17 protein-coding genes are annotated in these 16,070 nt (G+C 69.3%); 6 read left to right on the plus strand and 11 right to left on the minus strand.

Translation table 11 applies throughout. From position 1 onward, the window contains the following. Nucleotides 1-47: 47 nt before the first annotated feature. Complete coding sequence (locus ABT061_RS07170) at nt 48-1,415, plus strand: sensor histidine kinase (RefSeq protein ID WP_350913653.1); 1,368 nt, start codon at nt 48-50, stop codon at nt 1,413-1,415. Nucleotides 1,416-1,489: 74 nt separating this feature from the next. Continuing rightward, on the plus strand, nt 1,490-2,155 hold the full coding sequence (locus tag ABT061_RS07175) for a response regulator (RefSeq protein WP_350913655.1): 666 nt from the start codon (nt 1,490-1,492) through the stop codon (nt 2,153-2,155). A 177-nt stretch (nt 2,156-2,332) separates the two neighbouring features. On the opposite strand, the gene ABT061_RS07180 is transcribed toward ABT061_RS07175, so the two are convergent. Beyond that, nucleotides 2,333-3,499 (minus strand): hypothetical protein, encoded by a 1,167-nt coding sequence (locus ABT061_RS07180; protein ID WP_350913657.1) that lies wholly within the window; start codon nt 3,497-3,499, stop codon nt 2,333-2,335. Between the two features lie 365 nt (nt 3,500-3,864). Further along, nucleotides 3,865-5,220, minus strand: coding sequence for a replicative DNA helicase (gene dnaB / locus ABT061_RS07185; protein ID WP_030919742.1), 1,356 nt, complete (start codon nt 5,218-5,220; stop codon nt 3,865-3,867). Nucleotides 5,221-5,558: 338 nt separating this feature from the next. On the opposite strand from dnaB, the gene ABT061_RS07190 reads away from it, so the two are divergent. After that, nucleotides 5,559-6,878 (plus strand): MATE family efflux transporter, encoded by a 1,320-nt coding sequence (locus ABT061_RS07190; protein ID WP_350913659.1) that lies wholly within the window; start codon nt 5,559-5,561, stop codon nt 6,876-6,878. A gap of 225 nt (nt 6,879-7,103) precedes the next feature. Beyond that, on the plus strand, nt 7,104-8,615 hold the full coding sequence (locus tag ABT061_RS07195) for an APC family permease (RefSeq protein WP_350913661.1): 1,512 nt from the start codon (nt 7,104-7,106) through the stop codon (nt 8,613-8,615). A 68-nt stretch (nt 8,616-8,683) separates the two neighbouring features. Here ABT061_RS07195 and ABT061_RS07200 read toward each other — a convergent pair whose 3' ends face one another. From ABT061_RS07200 to rpsF, 7 genes are all read right to left on the minus strand, one after another. Beyond that, nucleotides 8,684-9,427, minus strand: coding sequence for an amino acid ABC transporter ATP-binding protein (locus tag ABT061_RS07200; protein ID WP_350913663.1), 744 nt, complete (start codon nt 9,425-9,427; stop codon nt 8,684-8,686). A 34-nt stretch (nt 9,428-9,461) separates the two neighbouring features. Further along, nucleotides 9,462-10,328, minus strand: coding sequence for an amino acid ABC transporter permease (locus ABT061_RS07205; protein WP_350913665.1), 867 nt, complete (start codon nt 10,326-10,328; stop codon nt 9,462-9,464). Between the two features lie 61 nt (nt 10,329-10,389). Then, nucleotides 10,390-11,271, minus strand: a complete 882-nt coding sequence (locus tag ABT061_RS07210; RefSeq protein WP_350913667.1) for an ABC transporter substrate-binding protein — start codon at nt 11,269-11,271, stop codon at nt 10,390-10,392. A gap of 228 nt (nt 11,272-11,499) precedes the next feature. Next, complete coding sequence (gene rplI, locus ABT061_RS07215; protein ID WP_350913669.1) at nt 11,500-11,946, minus strand: 50S ribosomal protein L9; 447 nt, start codon at nt 11,944-11,946, stop codon at nt 11,500-11,502. A 14-nt stretch (nt 11,947-11,960) separates the two neighbouring features. Continuing rightward, complete coding sequence (gene rpsR / locus ABT061_RS07220) at nt 11,961-12,197, minus strand: 30S ribosomal protein S18 (protein ID WP_012895699.1); 237 nt, start codon at nt 12,195-12,197, stop codon at nt 11,961-11,963. A gap of 83 nt (nt 12,198-12,280) precedes the next feature. Further along, entirely contained in the window at nt 12,281-12,832 is a 552-nt protein-coding gene (locus tag ABT061_RS07225) for a single-stranded DNA-binding protein (protein WP_350913672.1), read from the minus strand. Nucleotides 12,833-12,909: 77 nt separating this feature from the next. Then, nucleotides 12,910-13,200, minus strand: a complete 291-nt coding sequence (rpsF, locus tag ABT061_RS07230) for a 30S ribosomal protein S6 (protein ID WP_030919721.1) — start codon at nt 13,198-13,200, stop codon at nt 12,910-12,912. A gap of 278 nt (nt 13,201-13,478) precedes the next feature. Between rpsF and ABT061_RS07235 the strand changes: the two genes are divergently transcribed. Then, nucleotides 13,479-13,754 (plus strand): hypothetical protein, encoded by a 276-nt coding sequence (locus ABT061_RS07235; RefSeq protein WP_350913674.1) that lies wholly within the window; start codon nt 13,479-13,481, stop codon nt 13,752-13,754. Nucleotides 13,755-13,794: 40 nt separating this feature from the next. Here ABT061_RS07235 and ABT061_RS07240 read toward each other — a convergent pair whose 3' ends face one another. Beyond that, nucleotides 13,795-13,977 carry a hypothetical protein gene (locus ABT061_RS07240; protein WP_030919717.1) on the minus strand — a complete coding sequence of 61 codons (183 nt, stop codon included), beginning with the start codon at nt 13,975-13,977 and terminating at the stop codon, nt 13,795-13,797. A gap of 94 nt (nt 13,978-14,071) precedes the next feature. Here ABT061_RS07240 and ABT061_RS07245 point away from each other — a divergent pair, with 94 nt between their 5' ends. Then, a complete protein-coding gene (locus tag ABT061_RS07245; protein ID WP_350913676.1) occupies nt 14,072-14,830 on the plus strand; it encodes a deoxyribonuclease IV in 759 nt (252 codons plus the stop codon). A gap of 95 nt (nt 14,831-14,925) precedes the next feature. On the opposite strand, the gene ABT061_RS07250 is transcribed toward ABT061_RS07245, so the two are convergent. Then, nucleotides 14,926-16,059: a mannosyltransferase family protein gene (locus ABT061_RS07250; protein ID WP_350913678.1), complete on the minus strand. Its 1,134-nt coding sequence runs from the start codon at nt 16,057-16,059 to the stop codon at nt 14,926-14,928. Nucleotides 16,060-16,070: the final 11 nt, after the last annotated feature.

Here is a 16,070-nt window from a genome sequence, read left to right on the forward strand (position 1 = left end):
GCGGCCACGGTGCCGCTCACACGCTCTCATCTGTGAGACTCCCGAACTTGACTGTCTTGCCCCTGTTCGCCTGGGGCGTGGAGGGCTGCAGGAGAATGGCGGGCGTGAGGTTCGGCGCCGTTGTGAGGCCGCTGGTGAGCGGGGCGACCTATCGGCAGGGGGTCCACCTGCTGCTCGGCGGGGTGCTGCTGCTGCCGTACGTCCTGGTGGCGGTCCTGTTCGTGCGGATGTTCACCGTGCCGGACGCGCCTTACGGGCTGCTGCTGCTCGTGCTCGCCCTCGCGGTCGTGATCGGCGTGGTGCCGCCGTTCCTGCGTGGCACGAGGGCACTGGAGATCGCGGCCGCGCGTGCCCTGCTCGGCGTCGCGCTTCCGGATCCGACCGGGACGGCGGAGTCCGGACGGGAGGCGTGGGAGACCCGCCTGCGGGCGGCCCTGTGGTTCGCCGTTCACCTGGTCGCGGGCGGGGTCGTCGCGCTGCTGATCCTCATTCCCCTGGTGATGGGCGTGACGTTCGTCGTCCAGTGGTTCGGCATCACGGGAGGCGCGCTGGACGGGCTGCGAATCGGGCCGCTGGACGAGCACGACACCGGGTGGCTGTCGCTGCTCGGCGTGGCCACGCTCGCCGGGGTCCTGTACGCCGTGGCGGGGCTCGGGGCGCTGGCGGCCGTCATGGCGCCGGTGCTGCTCGGCCCCTCGCCGGCCGAACGCATCGCGGCGCTGGAGGCGCGGGCGGCCCGCCTCGCCGAACGCAACCGGCTGGCCCGCGAGCTGCACGACTCCATCGGGCACGCGCTGACCGTGACGATGCTGCAGGCGTCCGCCACGCTGCACCTCCTGGACACCGACCTGGAGTTCGCCCGCGGCGCGCTCCAGGCGATCGAGGAGACCGGGCGAGCCGCGACGGAAGACCTCGACCGGGTGCTCGGCATGCTGCGCGAAGACGAGCGGGCCGACGAGCTGGGCCTGCGGCGAGCCGCTCAGGGGGCCGACGAGCGAGCCGGTGCGCGGGTCGGCGGGGCGCCGCGGCACGGGCTGGGTGACCTGGACAGGCTGGTGGCGCATTCGCGCGGAACCGGCGTCGAGGTGGACACCGAGATCGAGGGCTCGGTGGACGACCTGCCCGCCTTGGTGTCCCGGGAGGGATACCGCATCATCCAGGAGAGCCTGACGAACGTGCTCCGGCACGCGGGACCGGTTCCGGTCGCGCTGCGCGTCGCCGTGACCGGGCCTACGCTGACGATCGAGGTGTCCAACCCCGTAGCCGCCTCCCGTCCACGGCGCGAGGGCGGACGCGGGCTGGAGGGCATACGCGAACGCGTCACGCTGCTCGGCGGCACGATGACGGCAGGCCCCGACGGCGCCCACTGGCGCGTCTCGGTTCGACTGCCGGCACTGGAGGGAGAGGCATCGTGACGCCCCCAGCGGGGGGAGGCGCGTATCGTGACGGCGGTCCGGATATGGTCACTGCTTGCGGAGAGGGAGGGGCCGTGACGATTCGGGTGGCGATCGTCGACGACGAGGAGCTGATCCGGGTGGGGCTCCGGGTGATCATCGACGCGCAGTCCGATCTGGAGGTCGTCGGGGAGGCCGCCGACGGTGCCGAGGTGCTGGCGATGGTGGCCCGCACCCGGCCCGACGTGCTCCTCATGGACGTGCGGATGCCCGCGATCGACGGCATCGAGGCGACGAGCCGGCTGCTCGGCGCGTCGAGCGAGCCGCCACGCGTGCTGGTGATCACGACCTTCGAGAACGACGACCACGTGTACGAGGCGCTGCGCGCGGGCGCCGCCGGGTTCATCCTCAAGCGCACCCGGCCGCCGGAGGTCGTGGAGGCGGTGCGGGTGGTGGCACGCGGGGAGTCCCTGGTGTTCCCGGCGGCGATCCGGCGCCTGGCCGGCGCGCACGGCCTCGGCGGGATCGACGGGCCGGCCGCCGACCGGCTCCGCCGTGCCCGCCTGACCGAGCGCGAGGAGGAGGTCCTGCGCCTGATGGCCACCGGCCTGTCCAACGCCGAGATCGCCGCGCGGCTGGTGGTGGGGGCCGAGACGGTCAAGACCCACGTCGGCAACGTGCTTGCCAAGCTCGGAGCCCGCGACCGGACCCAGGCCGTGATCGCCGCCTACGAGTCCGGTTTCGTCAGCCCGGTCGGCTGACCGTCACTCCGGACCTTCCCGCCCTCCGGAACCTGCCCACTGTCCCGGGACGTGCCTGCCACTTCGTGCTTCCGGGAGTGCTCCTGGGCGCCCGGCCCCGTGGGGTGCCCAGGAGCAGGACGGTGGCGACCGGCCCGGCGTCAGGCGGGGATGGACCGCATGGTCGGCATGGCCCGCTCAGCCCTGCCTTCCGCAGGTGCCGCAGGCGCCGCGCCGCCGCACCCGGTACCCGTAGGTGGCGACCGCGAGCGCGACACCCCATAGCGGCCACAGCGCGTGCGTGGCGGCCAGGACCGGGCTGTAGCCCGTGAGATGCCCGCTCTCGGGGGAGAAGATCATCCCGAGGCCCCCGGAGATCACGATGGGGACCACGTACGCCGCCGGGATCACCGCGAGCCTGATCGGGACGCGGCGGCCGGCCAGGCCGATCATCCAACGGGGGAAGACCTCGCCCCAGCGCTGGATGAGCCCGAGGGTGAGGATCGCGCCGGCGACCGCGAACGTCCCAAGACCGGCGCCGGCCCACACAGCGCCGCTGTCCCACAGGTCGCGCAGCATCTCGTCGCTGATGCCGAGCGGTACGCCCGCCAGCCAGGCGTAGCGGCTCACGGAGTAGAGCAGGGGGATGACGACGGCGACTATGGCGGCCCGGCGGCCCCACGCGACGATCCGCAAGCGGTCGGCGCCCGAGAAGTCGCGGCCGCGGCCACAGCGGGCGCAAGCGCCCCGGCTACGGCGCTGCCAGGAGAGCACGGTGCAGGCGGCGAGGAATCCACCCAGCATGCACCACACCTGGTTGCCCAGCGACCAGGTGAACACGGTCCCGTAGTCGATCCCCCGCGGCCAGCCGAAGGGGGCGCCGAGAATGAGCATGGGCGCGTACCCGGTGAGGGCCAGGACGTTCACGGTCGGTACGAGGACCAGCAGGGCGGCGGCGACGGTCCAGCCGAAGCCGAGCAGAAGGGCCCGGCCCGCCCGCGACGGCCGCACCGCGTGCGGACCGGCCATGGCGAGGCAGGCGACCGCGGTGGCGAGCAGGACCACCGCGAAGAGGGGCGCGCCGACCTCGGGCGGCAGGTCCCGCAGTGGCCCCGCCCGGCCTTGCGGGTCGTTGCGCCCGAACGGGAATCCGTTGCCGGTGATGGTCCAGATGAGCGCGACGACACCGTAGACGGCGGCCCAGATCGCCGCGGCGTAGCCGATCCATCCCGAACCGGTGCCCGGTGATCCGGCGATGGCCGATGTCTCGGCAGTGGGGGCGGGTGCGGTGGCGGACTGGTGCCGCGTCGGCGTCGCCGGGTCCCCGACGGGCCGGCCATCCGGGGTGAAGGATGAGGATGACAAGGTGCCCTCTTGGTGAGAAGTGCGTGGAATCTCGCACTCCCATGCTCGTCCCGGCCGTGCCCGGACGACTCCCCCCGCGATGGGAACCCGGTCCCCCGCACGGGGGATCCGCAGCCCCGCGAGCGCACGCCACCCGCGCCGGTATGGCCGAGTTGCGGCCAGTCCGTCATGCAGGAATCCGACCAGGCCGATGTGACAGTCGGCCATCCCCATAGCGGGCTCGCGAGCTCGGAGTGGCTGGGCCGGGAGCGGACGGTGTCTGCTTCCCTGAGACGAGATACCGTCTCAGCATGGTGGCCAACTGGCCGGACAGTGGCCTTGGCCGATGAGAACCGGCCAAGAGCGGTGAGATCCTGCAGGTCCGCCTAGTGGGGGGCCATGTCGACGAAGCGGCTGTAGTGGCCCTGAAAGGCCACGGTGACCGTGGCGGTGGGGCCGTTACGGTGCTTGGCCACGATCAGGTCGGCTTCACCGGCCCTGGGCGACTCTCGCTCGTAGGCGTCCTCCCGGTGGAGCAGGATGACCATGTCGGCATCTTGCTCGATGCTTCCGGATTCGCGCAGGTCGCTGACCATGGGCCTTTTGTCGGTTCGCTGCTCGGGGCCACGGTTGAGCTGGGAGATCGCGATCACCGGGACCTCCAGCTCCTTGGCGAGCAGCTTGATGGCCCGGGAGATCTCCGAGACCTCGTTCTGGCGGCTCTCGGTCTTCTTCGGCGAGGACATCAGCTGCAGGTAGTCGATGATGACGAACCGCAGGTCGTTGCGTTGCTTGAGACGGCGGCACTTGGCCCTGATCTCCATCATCGACATGTTGGGCGAGTCGTCGATGAACAGCGGCGCCTCGGCCACCTCGCCCATCCGCCGGGCCAGCTTGGCCCAGTCGTCGTCGGTCATCGTGCCCGAGCGCATGGCGTGCAGTGCCACCCGCGCCTCGGCCGACAGCAGACGCATCGTGATCTCGTTACGGGACATTTCCAACGAGAACACCACAGTCGTCATGCCGTGCTTGATAGCGGCAGATCTGGCGAAATCTAGCCCCAAAGTCGACTTACCGATGGCCGGACGGGCGGCCACGACGATCATCTGGCCGGGGTGCAGGCCGTTGGTGAGCGAGTCGAGGTCCTGGAATCCGGTGGGGACACCGACCATCTGGCCACCCCGGCCCCCGATGGCCTCCAGCTCGTCGAGGGCGCCCGGCATGATGTCGGCCAGGGGGATGTAGTCCTCGGAGGTGCGGCGCTCGGTGACCTTGTAGATCTCCGCCTGGGCGCGGTCGACGAGGTCGTCGACCTCCTCGTCCTGGCCACCGTAGCCGTAGGAGACGATGCGGGTGCCCGCCTCGATCAGGCGGCGGAGGATGGCCTGCTCCCGGACGATCCTCGCGTAGTAACCGGCGTTGGCCGCGGTCGGCACGACGGCGGTCAGCGTGTGCAGGTAGGCCCCGCCGCCGACCCGGGCGACCTCGCCTCGCTTCTGCAGCTCATCGAAGATGGTGACGGCGTCGGCGGGGTCACCCCGGCCGTAGAGGTCGGTGATGATGTCGTAGATGATCTGGTGGGCGGGCCGGTAGAAGTCATCGGATCGCAGGATCTCGACCACGTCGGCGATGGCGTCCTTGGAGAGCAGCATGCCACCCAGGACGGACTGCTCGGCCTCGATGTTGTTCGGCGGGGTGCGCTCGAAACCTGGCTCGAAGACCGGTGGCTCTGCGATGCTCACCGAACACCCCCTCTTTCGAACACAGTTACGCTATCTCTATTTTTAGCCGACCGGTGTGACAGTTTCGCGGCTCGGCGCCCCGACTGGCAACGCGGGCTGTCGACAGAGGTGTGGATAAGCTGTGCACTTCTTCCCCAGAGGTGTGGGCAGCCTGGGGACAGTCCTGTGGATAACTGTTGTCCACAGCTGTGGATACCTTTCTGACCAGCGGAAACGTAATCCACCGCCTGTGGAGAAAAGAAAGTTGGGGCGACACGCCGGGAGTCGCCTTAGATGTCATGAGCCGACCGGTTGATCCTGCCGAAGATCCACCGAGAGGTAAGAGGCACAATGGACCTGTGACTCTTACGCCTCGATCCGGCCGCTCCGGTCGCGACCATGACAGGCAGATCCTGCGGCTGGCACTGCCCTCGTTCGGCGCCCTGGTGGCCGAGCCGCTCTTCCTGCTGACGGACACCGTCATCGTCAGCCGCCTGCCCGCCCCCGCGCTCGGCGCCCTGGGGGTGGCGAGCACGGTGCTGAGCTTCCTGGTGGGGATGTGCGTGTTCCTGGCCTACGGCACGACAGCGGCGGTGGCCAGGCAGATCGGGGCGGGCGAGACCGGGCGGGCACTGCGGCAGGCGGTGGACGGCCTCTGGCTGGCCGCCGGGGTGGGATTGGCGATCATCGTGGCCGTCTGGCCCCTGGCCCCCTGGCTGATCCACCTGATCGGCGCCGAGGGAGAGCTCGCCCGGCAGGCGGTCACCTACCTGCGGATCAGCCTGCTCGGCGTTCCCGCCATGCTGGTGGTACTCGCGGGCACGGGCGTGCTGCGCGGCATGCAGGACGCCTCGACTCCGCTGCTGGTGTCGGTGGGCTCCTTCGCGTTGAACGCGGTGCTCAACGTCGTGTTCGTCCTGGGACTGGGCTGGGGGATCGCCGGCTCGGCCTGGGGCACGGTGCTGGCCCAGGCGCTCGCCGCCGCCGTCTACCTCGTCCTGATCTTCGTCCGTTACCGTGCGCCGTTCCGCCCGGACCCGGCGGGCGTGCGGGCGGCGGGCTCGGCCGGGATCGCCCTGATCATCCGTACGGCGTGCCTGCAGACGGTGCTGGCCGTCTCCGCCACGGTGGCCACCCGGATGGGAACGGACCAGATCGAGGCGTACACCGTCGCCATCAGGATCTGGATCCTGATGGCGTTCGCCCTGGACGCGATCGCGATCGCCGGACAGGCGATCACCGGTCGCGCCCTGGGTGCCGGCGACGTGGCGGGAACTCGCGCGGCGACCTGGAGGATGGTGATCTGGGGAGTCGGCTCCGGCGTGCTGCTCGGCCTCGCCGTGCTGGTGGCCAGGCCGTTCATCCCCGGTCTGTTCGACGCGAGCCCGGTCGTCGCCGCGGAACTGCTCGACCTGCTCTGGGTGGTGGCCGCCCTGCAGCCGATCGCCGGGGTGGTGTTCGTGCTGGACGGTGTGTTGATCGGTGCCGGGGACCAGCGCTACCTCGCCTGGGCGGGGGTGTGGACGACGATCGCCTACCTGCCCGCCGCGTTACTGGTGGACTTCTGGGGCGGTGGCCTGGTGACGCTCTGGCTGGCGTTCGGGCTGTGGATGACCGCCCGGCTGATCACCCTTTCGACGCGCGCGTACGGCCCGGCGTGGCTGGTGGTCGGCGGCTGAGCGGGCGGGTAATCCGGGCGTGACACTGTGGTGTCCACGACGTGACCGGATAGCACTTGTCCCAGGTGACCCCCCTGCGGCACTGTGAAACAAGTCCGACAATAAGGGTATTAGCCCACCACGATTGGCCAGGTCGTGCCCGAAGGTCCTCCCCCGTCGATCGTGCGCCGCATGCCTCCGAGCCATGCCACAGACCGGTGGACCGGTGCGCGCCACGGCCTGCCCATGGCCTATCGCAGAGCCGACCTCGTCGTCCTCGGTATCGGCGTCATGATCGGTGCGGGCATCTTCAGCCTCGCCGGCCGCCAGGCGGCGACCATGGCCGGGCCTGGCGTGATCCTCTCCTTCATGATCGCGGGAATCACCAGCCTGCTGGTGGCCTTCTGCGTCGCCGAACTGTCCTCCGCCATGCCTGCCTCGGGCAGCGCCTACACCTTCAGCTACGTCATCTTCGGCGAGGTCTGGGCCTGGGTGGTGGGCTGGGCTCTGGTCATGGAACTCCTGCTGGCCGCGGCGACGGTGGCCCGCGCGTGGTCGCTCTACGCCGCCCAGATGCTCACCGACTTCGGGGTACGCCTTCCCGACGTGGTCGCGGGGATGGTCGGCCGGCACACGGGCTTCGATCTTTTCACGCTGTTCATCCTGGTGATCCTGACGGCCGTGGTGGCCCTGGGCGCCCGCGTCGGACTGCGCGCCCTGTGGATCATCGTGATCGCCAAGCTGCTGGCCGTCGGCGCGGTCATCGTGGTCGGCGCCCTCCACTTCGACCAGCGCAACCTGGCGGCCATCCCGGTGCCGGCGGTGCCCGCGGAGAAGGCCGAGGAGGCCCTGCACTCCCCGCTGCTCGGCATCGTCTTCGGCCAGACGGGCGCCTTCGGCTGGTTCGGCATCTTCGCGGCCTCGGCGGTCATCACCTTCGCGTACATCGGCTTCGACGTCGTGGCCACCGCCGCCGAGGAGGCCGAGGACGCCCCGCGCTCGATCCCGCAGGGCATCATCCGCGCGCTGGTGATCACCACGGTCATCTACATCGCGGTCGCGCTGGTGATGGTCGGGATGACTCCGTACGACAAGATCGACACCGCCGCGCCGCTCGCCCAGGCCTTCCGCGCCGCCGGTGAGGGCTTCATGGTGCACGTCATCAACATCGGGGCGGTGCTCGGCCTCACCACGGTCGTCCTGGTGCTGCTCGTCGGCCTGACCCGCGTGCTGTTCTCCATGGCGCGCGACGGGTTGATCCCCCGCTCGCTCTCCAAGATCAACCGTAGATACCACAGCCCGACGAGGGCCACGCTGGTCATCGGATTCCTGGCGATCCTGCTGGCCGAGTTCGTGGACGTGTTCACGCTCGAACCGCTGGTCGTGATCGGTACCCTGTTCGTGTTCATCTCCGTGGCCGGCGGAGTGATCAGGATGCGGCAGACGATGCCGGACCTGCCCAGGGGCTTTCGCACCCCGCTCTCTCCCGGCGTGCCGATCGCCTCGATCGCCGCCTGCCTGTGGCTCATGGTGAACCTCCAGCTCATCACCTGGCTGTACTTCATCATCTGGATGGCCTTCGGCGTGCTGGTCTACCTGGTGTACGGCAGGCGCAACAGCGTGCTCGCCAGGATGGCGCAGCCCGTCCCCGGGGCTCCCGCCCCCTCCGCGGGGCCGCCAGGGCCTCCGGGGCCTCCCGGCCCTCCGGAAGGTCCCGGCGGCCCCGGCACCGGGTCCCGCGGCAGGCACCGGCGCTGAGGTCTCCGCGAGCGTCTGGAGCGCGGGTCCCGTCCTTCGAAAATCCGGCCTCCCCGAACCGGAGGACGTCAAAGGCGCCGGGCGTCGCTCACGCTCTGCACGAACTCCCTGGTACGAGCCTCGCGGGGAGCGGTGAAGATCTGCTCGGGGGTGCCGCGCTCCAGGAGCACGCCACCGTCGAGGAAACAGACGGTGTCGGCGATCTCGCGGCAGAAACCCATCTCATGCGTGGTCAGGACCATGGTCATGCCACCCTCCTTGAGCTCCCGGATGATCCCGAGCACCTCCTTGACCAGCGCCGGGTCCAGCGCCGAGGTGACCTCGTCCAGCAGCATCAGGCGGGGCTGGGTGGCCAGGGCCCTGATGATGGCGACGCGCTGCTGCTGGCCGCCGGAGAGCTGATCCGGGTAGGCGCCCGCCCTGTCCGCCAGGCCGAACCTGTCCAGCAGGTCACGGGCCTGTTGCTCGGCCTGCCTTCTGCCCACGCCGTGCGCCTTCCGCGGGGCCAGCGTGATGTTGTCCAGCACGGTCATGTGCGGGAACAGGTTGAAGGCCTGGAACACGATGCCCATGCGCTTGCGCACGTCGTTGAGATCGGCGCGGGCGTCGGTGATCTCCTCGCCGTCCAGGCGGATCGTGCCGTCGTCGGCGGTCTCCAGCAGGTTCACGCAGCGCAGCAGCGTGGACTTCCCCGATCCCGAGGCACCGATCAGGCAGACCACCTCGTGCGGGTCGACCTCCAGGTCGATACCGCGCAGCACGCTGTGGCCCCGGTAGTTCTTCCACAGGCCCTCGATGCTCAGCAGGCTCATGTCCCCTCCTTTCCGCCGGTTTCCCGCTGCCCGCTCACTGGCTCCGCCGCCTCTGCGAGCGGATCGCCAGATAGTCGGTGAAGCGGGCCATCGGAATGGTGAGCAGGATGAACAGCAGCGCCGCCACCAGGTAGGGGGTGTAGTTGAAGTTGCCGGCCACGTGGATCTGCGCCTGCCTCAGCGCCTCCAGCGGGCCGATCGTGGCGACGAGCGCGGTGTCCTTCTGCAGCGAGACGAAGTCGTTGAGCAGCGGCGGCACCACCCGGCGCACGGCCTGCGGCACCACCACGTGGCGCATGGTCTGGCCGTGGCTCAGACCGAGGGACCGGGCGGCGGCCCGCTGGCTGGGATGCACCGACTCGATACCCGCCCGGAAGACCTCCGCCACGTACGCTCCGTACGAGAGCGTGAGTGCGATGATGCCCAGTGTCGCGAGGTCCGTCGGAGTGCCCTGCAGGCCGAGCGCGGGCAGCCCGAAGCCGACGAGATAGATGATGAGGATCGTGGGCACGCCGCGGAAGACGTCGGTGTAGATCACCGCCAGGGCGCGCAGCGGGAAGAAGACCGGCGCCGTGAGGTTGCGGGCCAGCGCGACCAGCAGACCCACGAGAAGGATCAGCGGCTCGGCGATCAGGAAGATCTTGATGTTGAGCAGGAACCCGCTCAGCACGTCCGGCAGCGCCTTGACGAACTGCTCGGGATCGAAGAACGTGTCCCGCACCCGGGGCCAGCCGGGGGAGGCGGTGAAGAGCCAGAACAGCAGGACGATCACGATGATCGTCGAGACCGTCGCGACGGAGCCCGAGCGGAGAGACGACCTCCTGCGGAGCCGCTCCCGCTCAAGCTGCCGCTCGCTCTTCGTCCAGTCGTCGGAGAGCCGCAGGCTCTCGTCGCTCCTCATCGAGCGCCGCGGCGCGGACCGTACGCGCTCCGCGCCCACGGTGATGGCATGAGCTCCGGGATCACTTCAGCTCCGGCGCACCCGCGGCGGAACCGAGCCACTCGGTTTCGATCTTCGCCAGCTCGCCGGAGGCGGTCAGCTTGTCGATCGCCTCGTTGACGCAGCTCACCAGCGGGCTGCCCTTCTCGAACACCGCGCCGAAGACCTCGGGAACGCCGGAGGCGGCGCCGAACTGGCCAACGATCTTGGAGTTCTCGACCTGGGCGGCGGTCACGTAGAAGGCGGTGGGCAGGTCCACCACCACCGCGTCGACCTGCTTGTTCTTCAGCGCGTTGACGGCGTCGATCTGCTCGTTGTAGACGTTGAGCTCGGCCGAGGGCTGGATGACGTCCTTGACCGCCTGCAGCGAGGTGGTACCGACCTGCACGCCGATCTTGGCGTCCTTCAGGGCCGCCAGGTCCGTGGCGGCGGCGACCTTCGAGCCGTCCAGCGCGACCACCGCCTGCTTGACCGTGTAGTAGCCCTTGCTGAAGTCGACGACCTTGGCCCGGTCGGGGGTCACCGATACCTGGTTGACGTCGAAGTCGAACTGCTTGGCACCCGGCGCGAACGCGGAGTCGAACTTCACGGTGGCCCAGGTGACGTCGCCTTCGGCGAAGCCCATCTGGCCCGCGACGGCGTAGGCGACGGCGCTCTCGAAGCCCTTGCCGTTGGCCGGGTCGTCGTCGTTGAACCACGGCTCGTAGGCGGGCTTGTCGGTGCCGATGGTGAGCTTGCCGGGGGTCTTCAGCGCGAGGCTCTCCTTGGCACAGGCGCTGGAGGCGGCTCCGGAGGCGCTCGGGACTGCGGAGCTCGTCTGGGTCGTCGTTTCCGAGGCCGGCGCACAGGCCACCGCGGTCGCCGCGAGGGCACCGAGCGCGAGCAGCATCGAGGGACGGACCATGACAAGACCTCCAGGGGGAAGCAACGATTCCCGAATTGTATGTATCAGCGATGACCTGGAGTAACACGGTCTCGGCATGTGAGCCTCTTCTCGCGGACGAAGAGCTTTCCGCACGCCCCGCCGATGTCCCGGCGGGCGGTCAGGCCGTGGAGAACCGACACCGCCGGTTGCGAAAGAACAAGGGCTCCTCCCCGCGAACGGGGAGGAGCCCTTGTCTCACTGGGCCTCTCAGGCCGCGACGACCTCGACATCGAGGGACGCGGAGACCTCCGGGTGCAGCTTGACGCTGACCCGGTGGGAGCCGAGGCTCTTGATCGCGGAGGCGATCTCGATGCGACGGCGGTCGAGCACGGGGCCACCGGCGGCCTTGACGGCCTCGGCGACGTCACCCGTGGTGATGGAGCCGAAGAGGCGACCGGACTCGCCGGCCTTCGTCTTCAGGACCACCTTCAGGGCCTGCAGCTGGCCGGCGACCTCCTTGGCGGTGCCAAGGTCGCGGATCTCGCGGGCATCGCGAGCCTTCTTGATCGAGGAGATCTGCTTCTCGCCGCCGCGCGTCCAGAGGATCGCGAAGCCGCGGGGAAGCAGGTAGTTGCGGCCGTAGCCGTCCTTGACCTCGACGATGTCGCCGGGGGCGCCGAGGCCGGTGACCTCACTGGTGAGAATGAGCTTCATCTGTCCGGACCTCCTTAGCGCGCGGTGCTCATGTACGGCAGGAGCGCCATCTCACGAGCGTTCTTGATAGCGGTCGCCACGTCACGCTGGTGCTGGGTGCAGTTGCCAGTCACCCGGCGGGCACGGATCTTGCCGCGGTCGGAGATGAACTTCCGAAGCAGCGCCGTGTCCTTGTAGTCGACGTAGGAGATCTTGTCGTGGCAGAACAGGCAAACCTTCTTCTTGGGCTTGCGCAGTGCCGGCTTGGCCATCGTGGTGCTCCTTTCAGAGCCCCGCCGTCAGGCGGGAATGGTCGCTGCGGATATGGACTGGGATTGCGGGAGGACCGCCGTCCCTAGAAAGGCGGCTCGTCGCTGAAGTCGCCGCCGCCGAAGCCGCCGCCACCCTGCTGCTGGCCGCCACCGTAGTTGTTGCCGCCGCCGCCGCCGCCGAAGCCGCCACCTTGCGGTGCGGCGGGCGCCGCGGAGGCCCACGGGTCGTTGGCCGGGCCACCGCCGAAGCCACCGCCACCGCCCTGACGGGCGGTCTTGTTGACCTTGGCGGTCGCGTTTCTCAGGGAGGGGCCGACCTCGTCGACCTCAACCTCGTAGACCGTGCGCTTCTCGCCTTCCTTGGTCTCGTAAGACCTCTGGCGCAGCCGTCCCTGAACTATGACCCGCATGCCGCGCTGGAGGCTCTCGGCGGCGTTCTCCGCCGCCTGCCGCCACACGTTGCAGGTCAGGAACAGGCCTTCGCCGTCCTTCCACTCGTTGGTCGTCTTGTCGAGGAACCTCGGAGTGGATGCGATGCGGAACCGGGCCACCGCTTGCCCCGTGGGGGTGAAGCGCAGCTCCGGGTCGTCGACGAGGTTGCCGACGATGGTGATCGTGGTGTCGCCTGCTGCCATGGCTAGCGCTGCCCTTCCTGCGGCCTTCGCTGGTTATCGGCTCAGAGTACGGCTGCCGCCCGACAAAATGCCGGGAGTTAGTGCACGTCCGGGCGGAGAACCTTGGTGCGCAGGATTCCCTCGTTGAGGTTCATCTGCCGGTCGAGCTCCTTGACCGTAGCGGGCTCGGCGCTCAGGTCGATGACGGCGTAGATGCCCTCGGGCTTCTTCGCGATGTCGTAGGACAGCCTGCGGCGACCCCACACGTCGACCTTCTCCACGGTGCCGCCGTCGTTGCGGACGACCGTGAGGAACTGGTCGAGGGAAGGGGCGACCGTACGCTCATCGAGCGAGGGGTCAAGAATGACCATCACTTCGTAACGGCGCATGCTGACTTCAACCTCCTCTGGACTCTTGCGGTCACGACACCGTGCCGTGACAGGAGGACGCTGACGTGCTTCACCTCGGGCGCCCATTTCGGCGCTCGGGGTGGAGGGTGGGCGATAACACACCCATTCGACGTAGCCGTGCCAGCCTACCAGTCCGTCAAGGGTTGGGCCGTCGCCTCGCCGGGCACGTCCTGTCGCAGGAGAAACACGTCCTGTCGCAGGAGAAAGAGGAGGCGGTGAAGATGCCTCGTGCGTATGGACATGCCCGGAAGAGACCCTTGCGGTTCACGTTGAACACCGACGGGCGTCGTCACAGGATCGAGAACGTGCTGAGCGTCGTCACGATCGGCTGCGGACTGCTCGCCTTCGCCACCGGACTGATCCCCGCCGCGCATGTCGTCGCCTCGTGGGCGGGGGTGCTGGGATTCTGCGGGGGCCTCTACTCGCAGTACGTCTCCGCGACGACGCCGGAGCGCGCGCTGAACATCGTGGGCATCGTGGCCTCGTTCGTCGGTGTGGCCTTCGGCATCTATCACGGGGGTTTCCTCCCGTGAGGCCCCGAATCAGACGAGGGCCACACCGGCGCGGGGGCGGCTAACCATTCAGGCGCAGGTCCACGCCGAGCAGGACGAGGAACCACAGGAAGACCGCCAGCAGAGCCTCGGCGACGTCCTTCAGGAGCGCGGGAGTGATGTAGTCGTACACCCAGGCGACGTAGAGGCCGACCAGGATGTAGATGAGGCCGATGAGACTGATCCCTCTGCGGTAGTAGGCCACGTGGACTCCTTGTGTTCGGTCCGTGGGGGTGAGTGGTAGGGCGCGCCCTGCGACTGCCCAGGGCCTCGCCGTTGAAACAGCTAGGCTCGGACACATGCCGCTTATCGGAGCTCATGTCGACCAGGACGACCCGCTGGCGCACGCCAGGGCGCGCGGCGCCGAGGTCGTGCAGTTCTTCCTCGGTGACCCGCAGGGCTGGAAGGGCCCGGTCATCGGCGAGAAGACCCGGGAGATCAAGGACTCGGACGTGGAGGTCTACGTCCACGCCCCCTATGTGATCAATGTGGCGACCGCCAACAACCGGGTCCGCATCCCCAGCCGCAAGCTGCTCGGCTCGCATCTCGCCGCGGCGGCCGAACTCGGCGCCAGGGGGCTGATCGTCCACGGCGGGCACGTGGGGGCCGGAGACGACCCGCAGAAGGGCTTCGACAACTGGCGCAAGGTGTTCGAGCGCCTGGAGGAGCACCGGATCCCCGTGCTCATCGAGAACACCGCGGGCGGCGGCAACGCGATGGCGCGCAAGCTTGAGCGCATCGCCCGGCTCTGGGACGCGCTCGACGGCTTCGACGTGGGCTTCTGTCTCGACACCTGCCATGCCCACGCGGGTGGCGAGGACCTGGCGGACGTGGTCGAGCGGGTCATGGCGATCACCGGCAGGATCGACCTGATCCACTGCAACGACTCTCGCGACGCCTTCGACTCCGGCGCCGACCGGCACGCGAGCCTCGGAGCGGGTCAGATCGACCCCGAGCTCATCCTGAGCGTGTGCCGGAGCGCGAACGCGCCGATCGTGGTGGAGACGCCCTTCGACGGCCAGGCTGCCGACATCGCCTTCCTCAGGTCGAAGCTCTAGCGCGAGGCCTCGGACGGGAGAGTCCGTCCACAGCCTGTGGATAACTTGGTGGGATTACTTTTCCCCGGAAACGGGTAAGGGGCTGCTCCCGGCGCTCAGCCCACCCAGGCACCGTCGGCGAAGATCAGCGCGTTGAGCGCCATCAGCGGGCCCACCACCAGGGCGTAGACGACGATGATCCACCGCCGCCACGGTGCCTGCCCGCCGCTCGCCTTCGCGATCAGGATGAAGAGCGGCCACCACAGCAGCGCCGAGCGCGGAACCGACAGGTAGTAGGCGGAGCAGAGCAGGGCGCCCACCTGAAGTCCCACGTAGACGAACTCGCTCCACCTCCGCAGGTAGAGCAGGACCAGTACGAGCACGACCCCGACGATCGCCCCCGCGATCTCAAGCCGGAACGCCCAGGCGAACCGGCCCTCGCCCATGGCCGAGTTCCAGGTCGTGATCAGCGACTCCCAGGGCCACACCATGTGCCGACCCCAGCCGGCCTCCTGGGCACTCTTCCAGGCCAGCCAGTCCCCGGTGCGGGAGTGCTGGTAGGCGGAGTAGAGCACCAGCGGCACGAACGGGAGCACCAGCCAGCCGGCCTGCCGTACGAGCTGCCGTACGGGCCGTCGCCGGGCGAAGAACTCCACGATCAGCGCCAGGGCCAGGAACAGGCCGGTGATCCGCACGCAGGAGGCACCCGCCGCCAGGACCGCGGCGAGCGGCCAGCGCCCCCTGCGCGCCGCGAGCCAGGCGGGAACGGCGAAGGCCAGGAAGAGCGACTCGCTGTAGCCCGCGAACAGGAACACCGCCATCGGCCAGAGCAGCAGCGCCAGCACCGCGCGCCGGCCGGTCCCCGGGGGCCCCTCGAACTCGGCCAGCCTGGCGAGCGCCATCATCGCGACGGCACCGGCCACGAAGGAGATCAGCAGCCCGGCGACCGTCCAGTCGCCGACCACGAGGTGCACCGCGCGGAGCGCCAGGGGCATCCCGGGGAAGAAGGCGGGCAGCCCCTTGTCAGGCTCGCTGCCGGGGGCGCCACCGTAACCGTGCTCGGCGATGGTGGCCAGGAGGCTGGCATCCCAGTGCTTCCAGCGCTCCAGGAACGGCGGCGGGACCGCGTCCCCCTCCATCATCGCCTGGGTGCCGACGACGACCAGGGCGACGATTCCCAGCCTGGAGGCCAGCCAGAGCAGCAGCCCTTCCTGCGCGGTATCCCGCGGGGGCTCGACAGGATTGATCACAAACTGGGATT

It is taken from the genome of Streptosporangium sp. NPDC002544, from assembly GCF_040295965.1.
GTDB lineage: Bacteria > Actinomycetota > Actinomycetes > Streptosporangiales > Streptosporangiaceae > Streptosporangium.

What these genes read in the sequence shown, in the direction of transcription:
- ABT061_RS07195 (WP_350913661.1), top strand. Translation starts at nt 7,104, where the DNA reads ATGGCCTATCGCAGAGCCGACCTCGTCGTCCTCGGTATCGGCGTCATG.
- ABT061_RS07200 (WP_350913663.1), bottom strand. Translation starts at nt 9,427, where the DNA reads ATGAGCCTGCTGAGCATCGAGGGCCTGTGGAAGAACTACCGGGGCCAC.
- ABT061_RS07205 (WP_350913665.1), bottom strand. Translation starts at nt 10,328, where the DNA reads ATGAGGAGCGACGAGAGCCTGCGGCTCTCCGACGACTGGACGAAGAGC.
- ABT061_RS07210 (WP_350913667.1), bottom strand. Translation starts at nt 11,271, where the DNA reads ATGGTCCGTCCCTCGATGCTGCTCGCGCTCGGTGCCCTCGCGGCGACC.
- rplI (WP_350913669.1), bottom strand. Translation starts at nt 11,946, where the DNA reads ATGAAGCTCATTCTCACCAGTGAGGTCACCGGCCTCGGCGCCCCCGGC.
- rpsR (WP_012895699.1), bottom strand. Translation starts at nt 12,197, where the DNA reads ATGGCCAAGCCGGCACTGCGCAAGCCCAAGAAGAAGGTTTGCCTGTTC.
- ABT061_RS07225 (WP_350913672.1), bottom strand. Translation starts at nt 12,832, where the DNA reads ATGGCAGCAGGCGACACCACGATCACCATCGTCGGCAACCTCGTCGAC.
- rpsF (WP_030919721.1), bottom strand. Translation starts at nt 13,200, where the DNA reads ATGCGCCGTTACGAAGTGATGGTCATTCTTGACCCCTCGCTCGATGAG.
- ABT061_RS07245 (WP_350913676.1), top strand. Translation starts at nt 14,072, where the DNA reads ATGCCGCTTATCGGAGCTCATGTCGACCAGGACGACCCGCTGGCGCAC.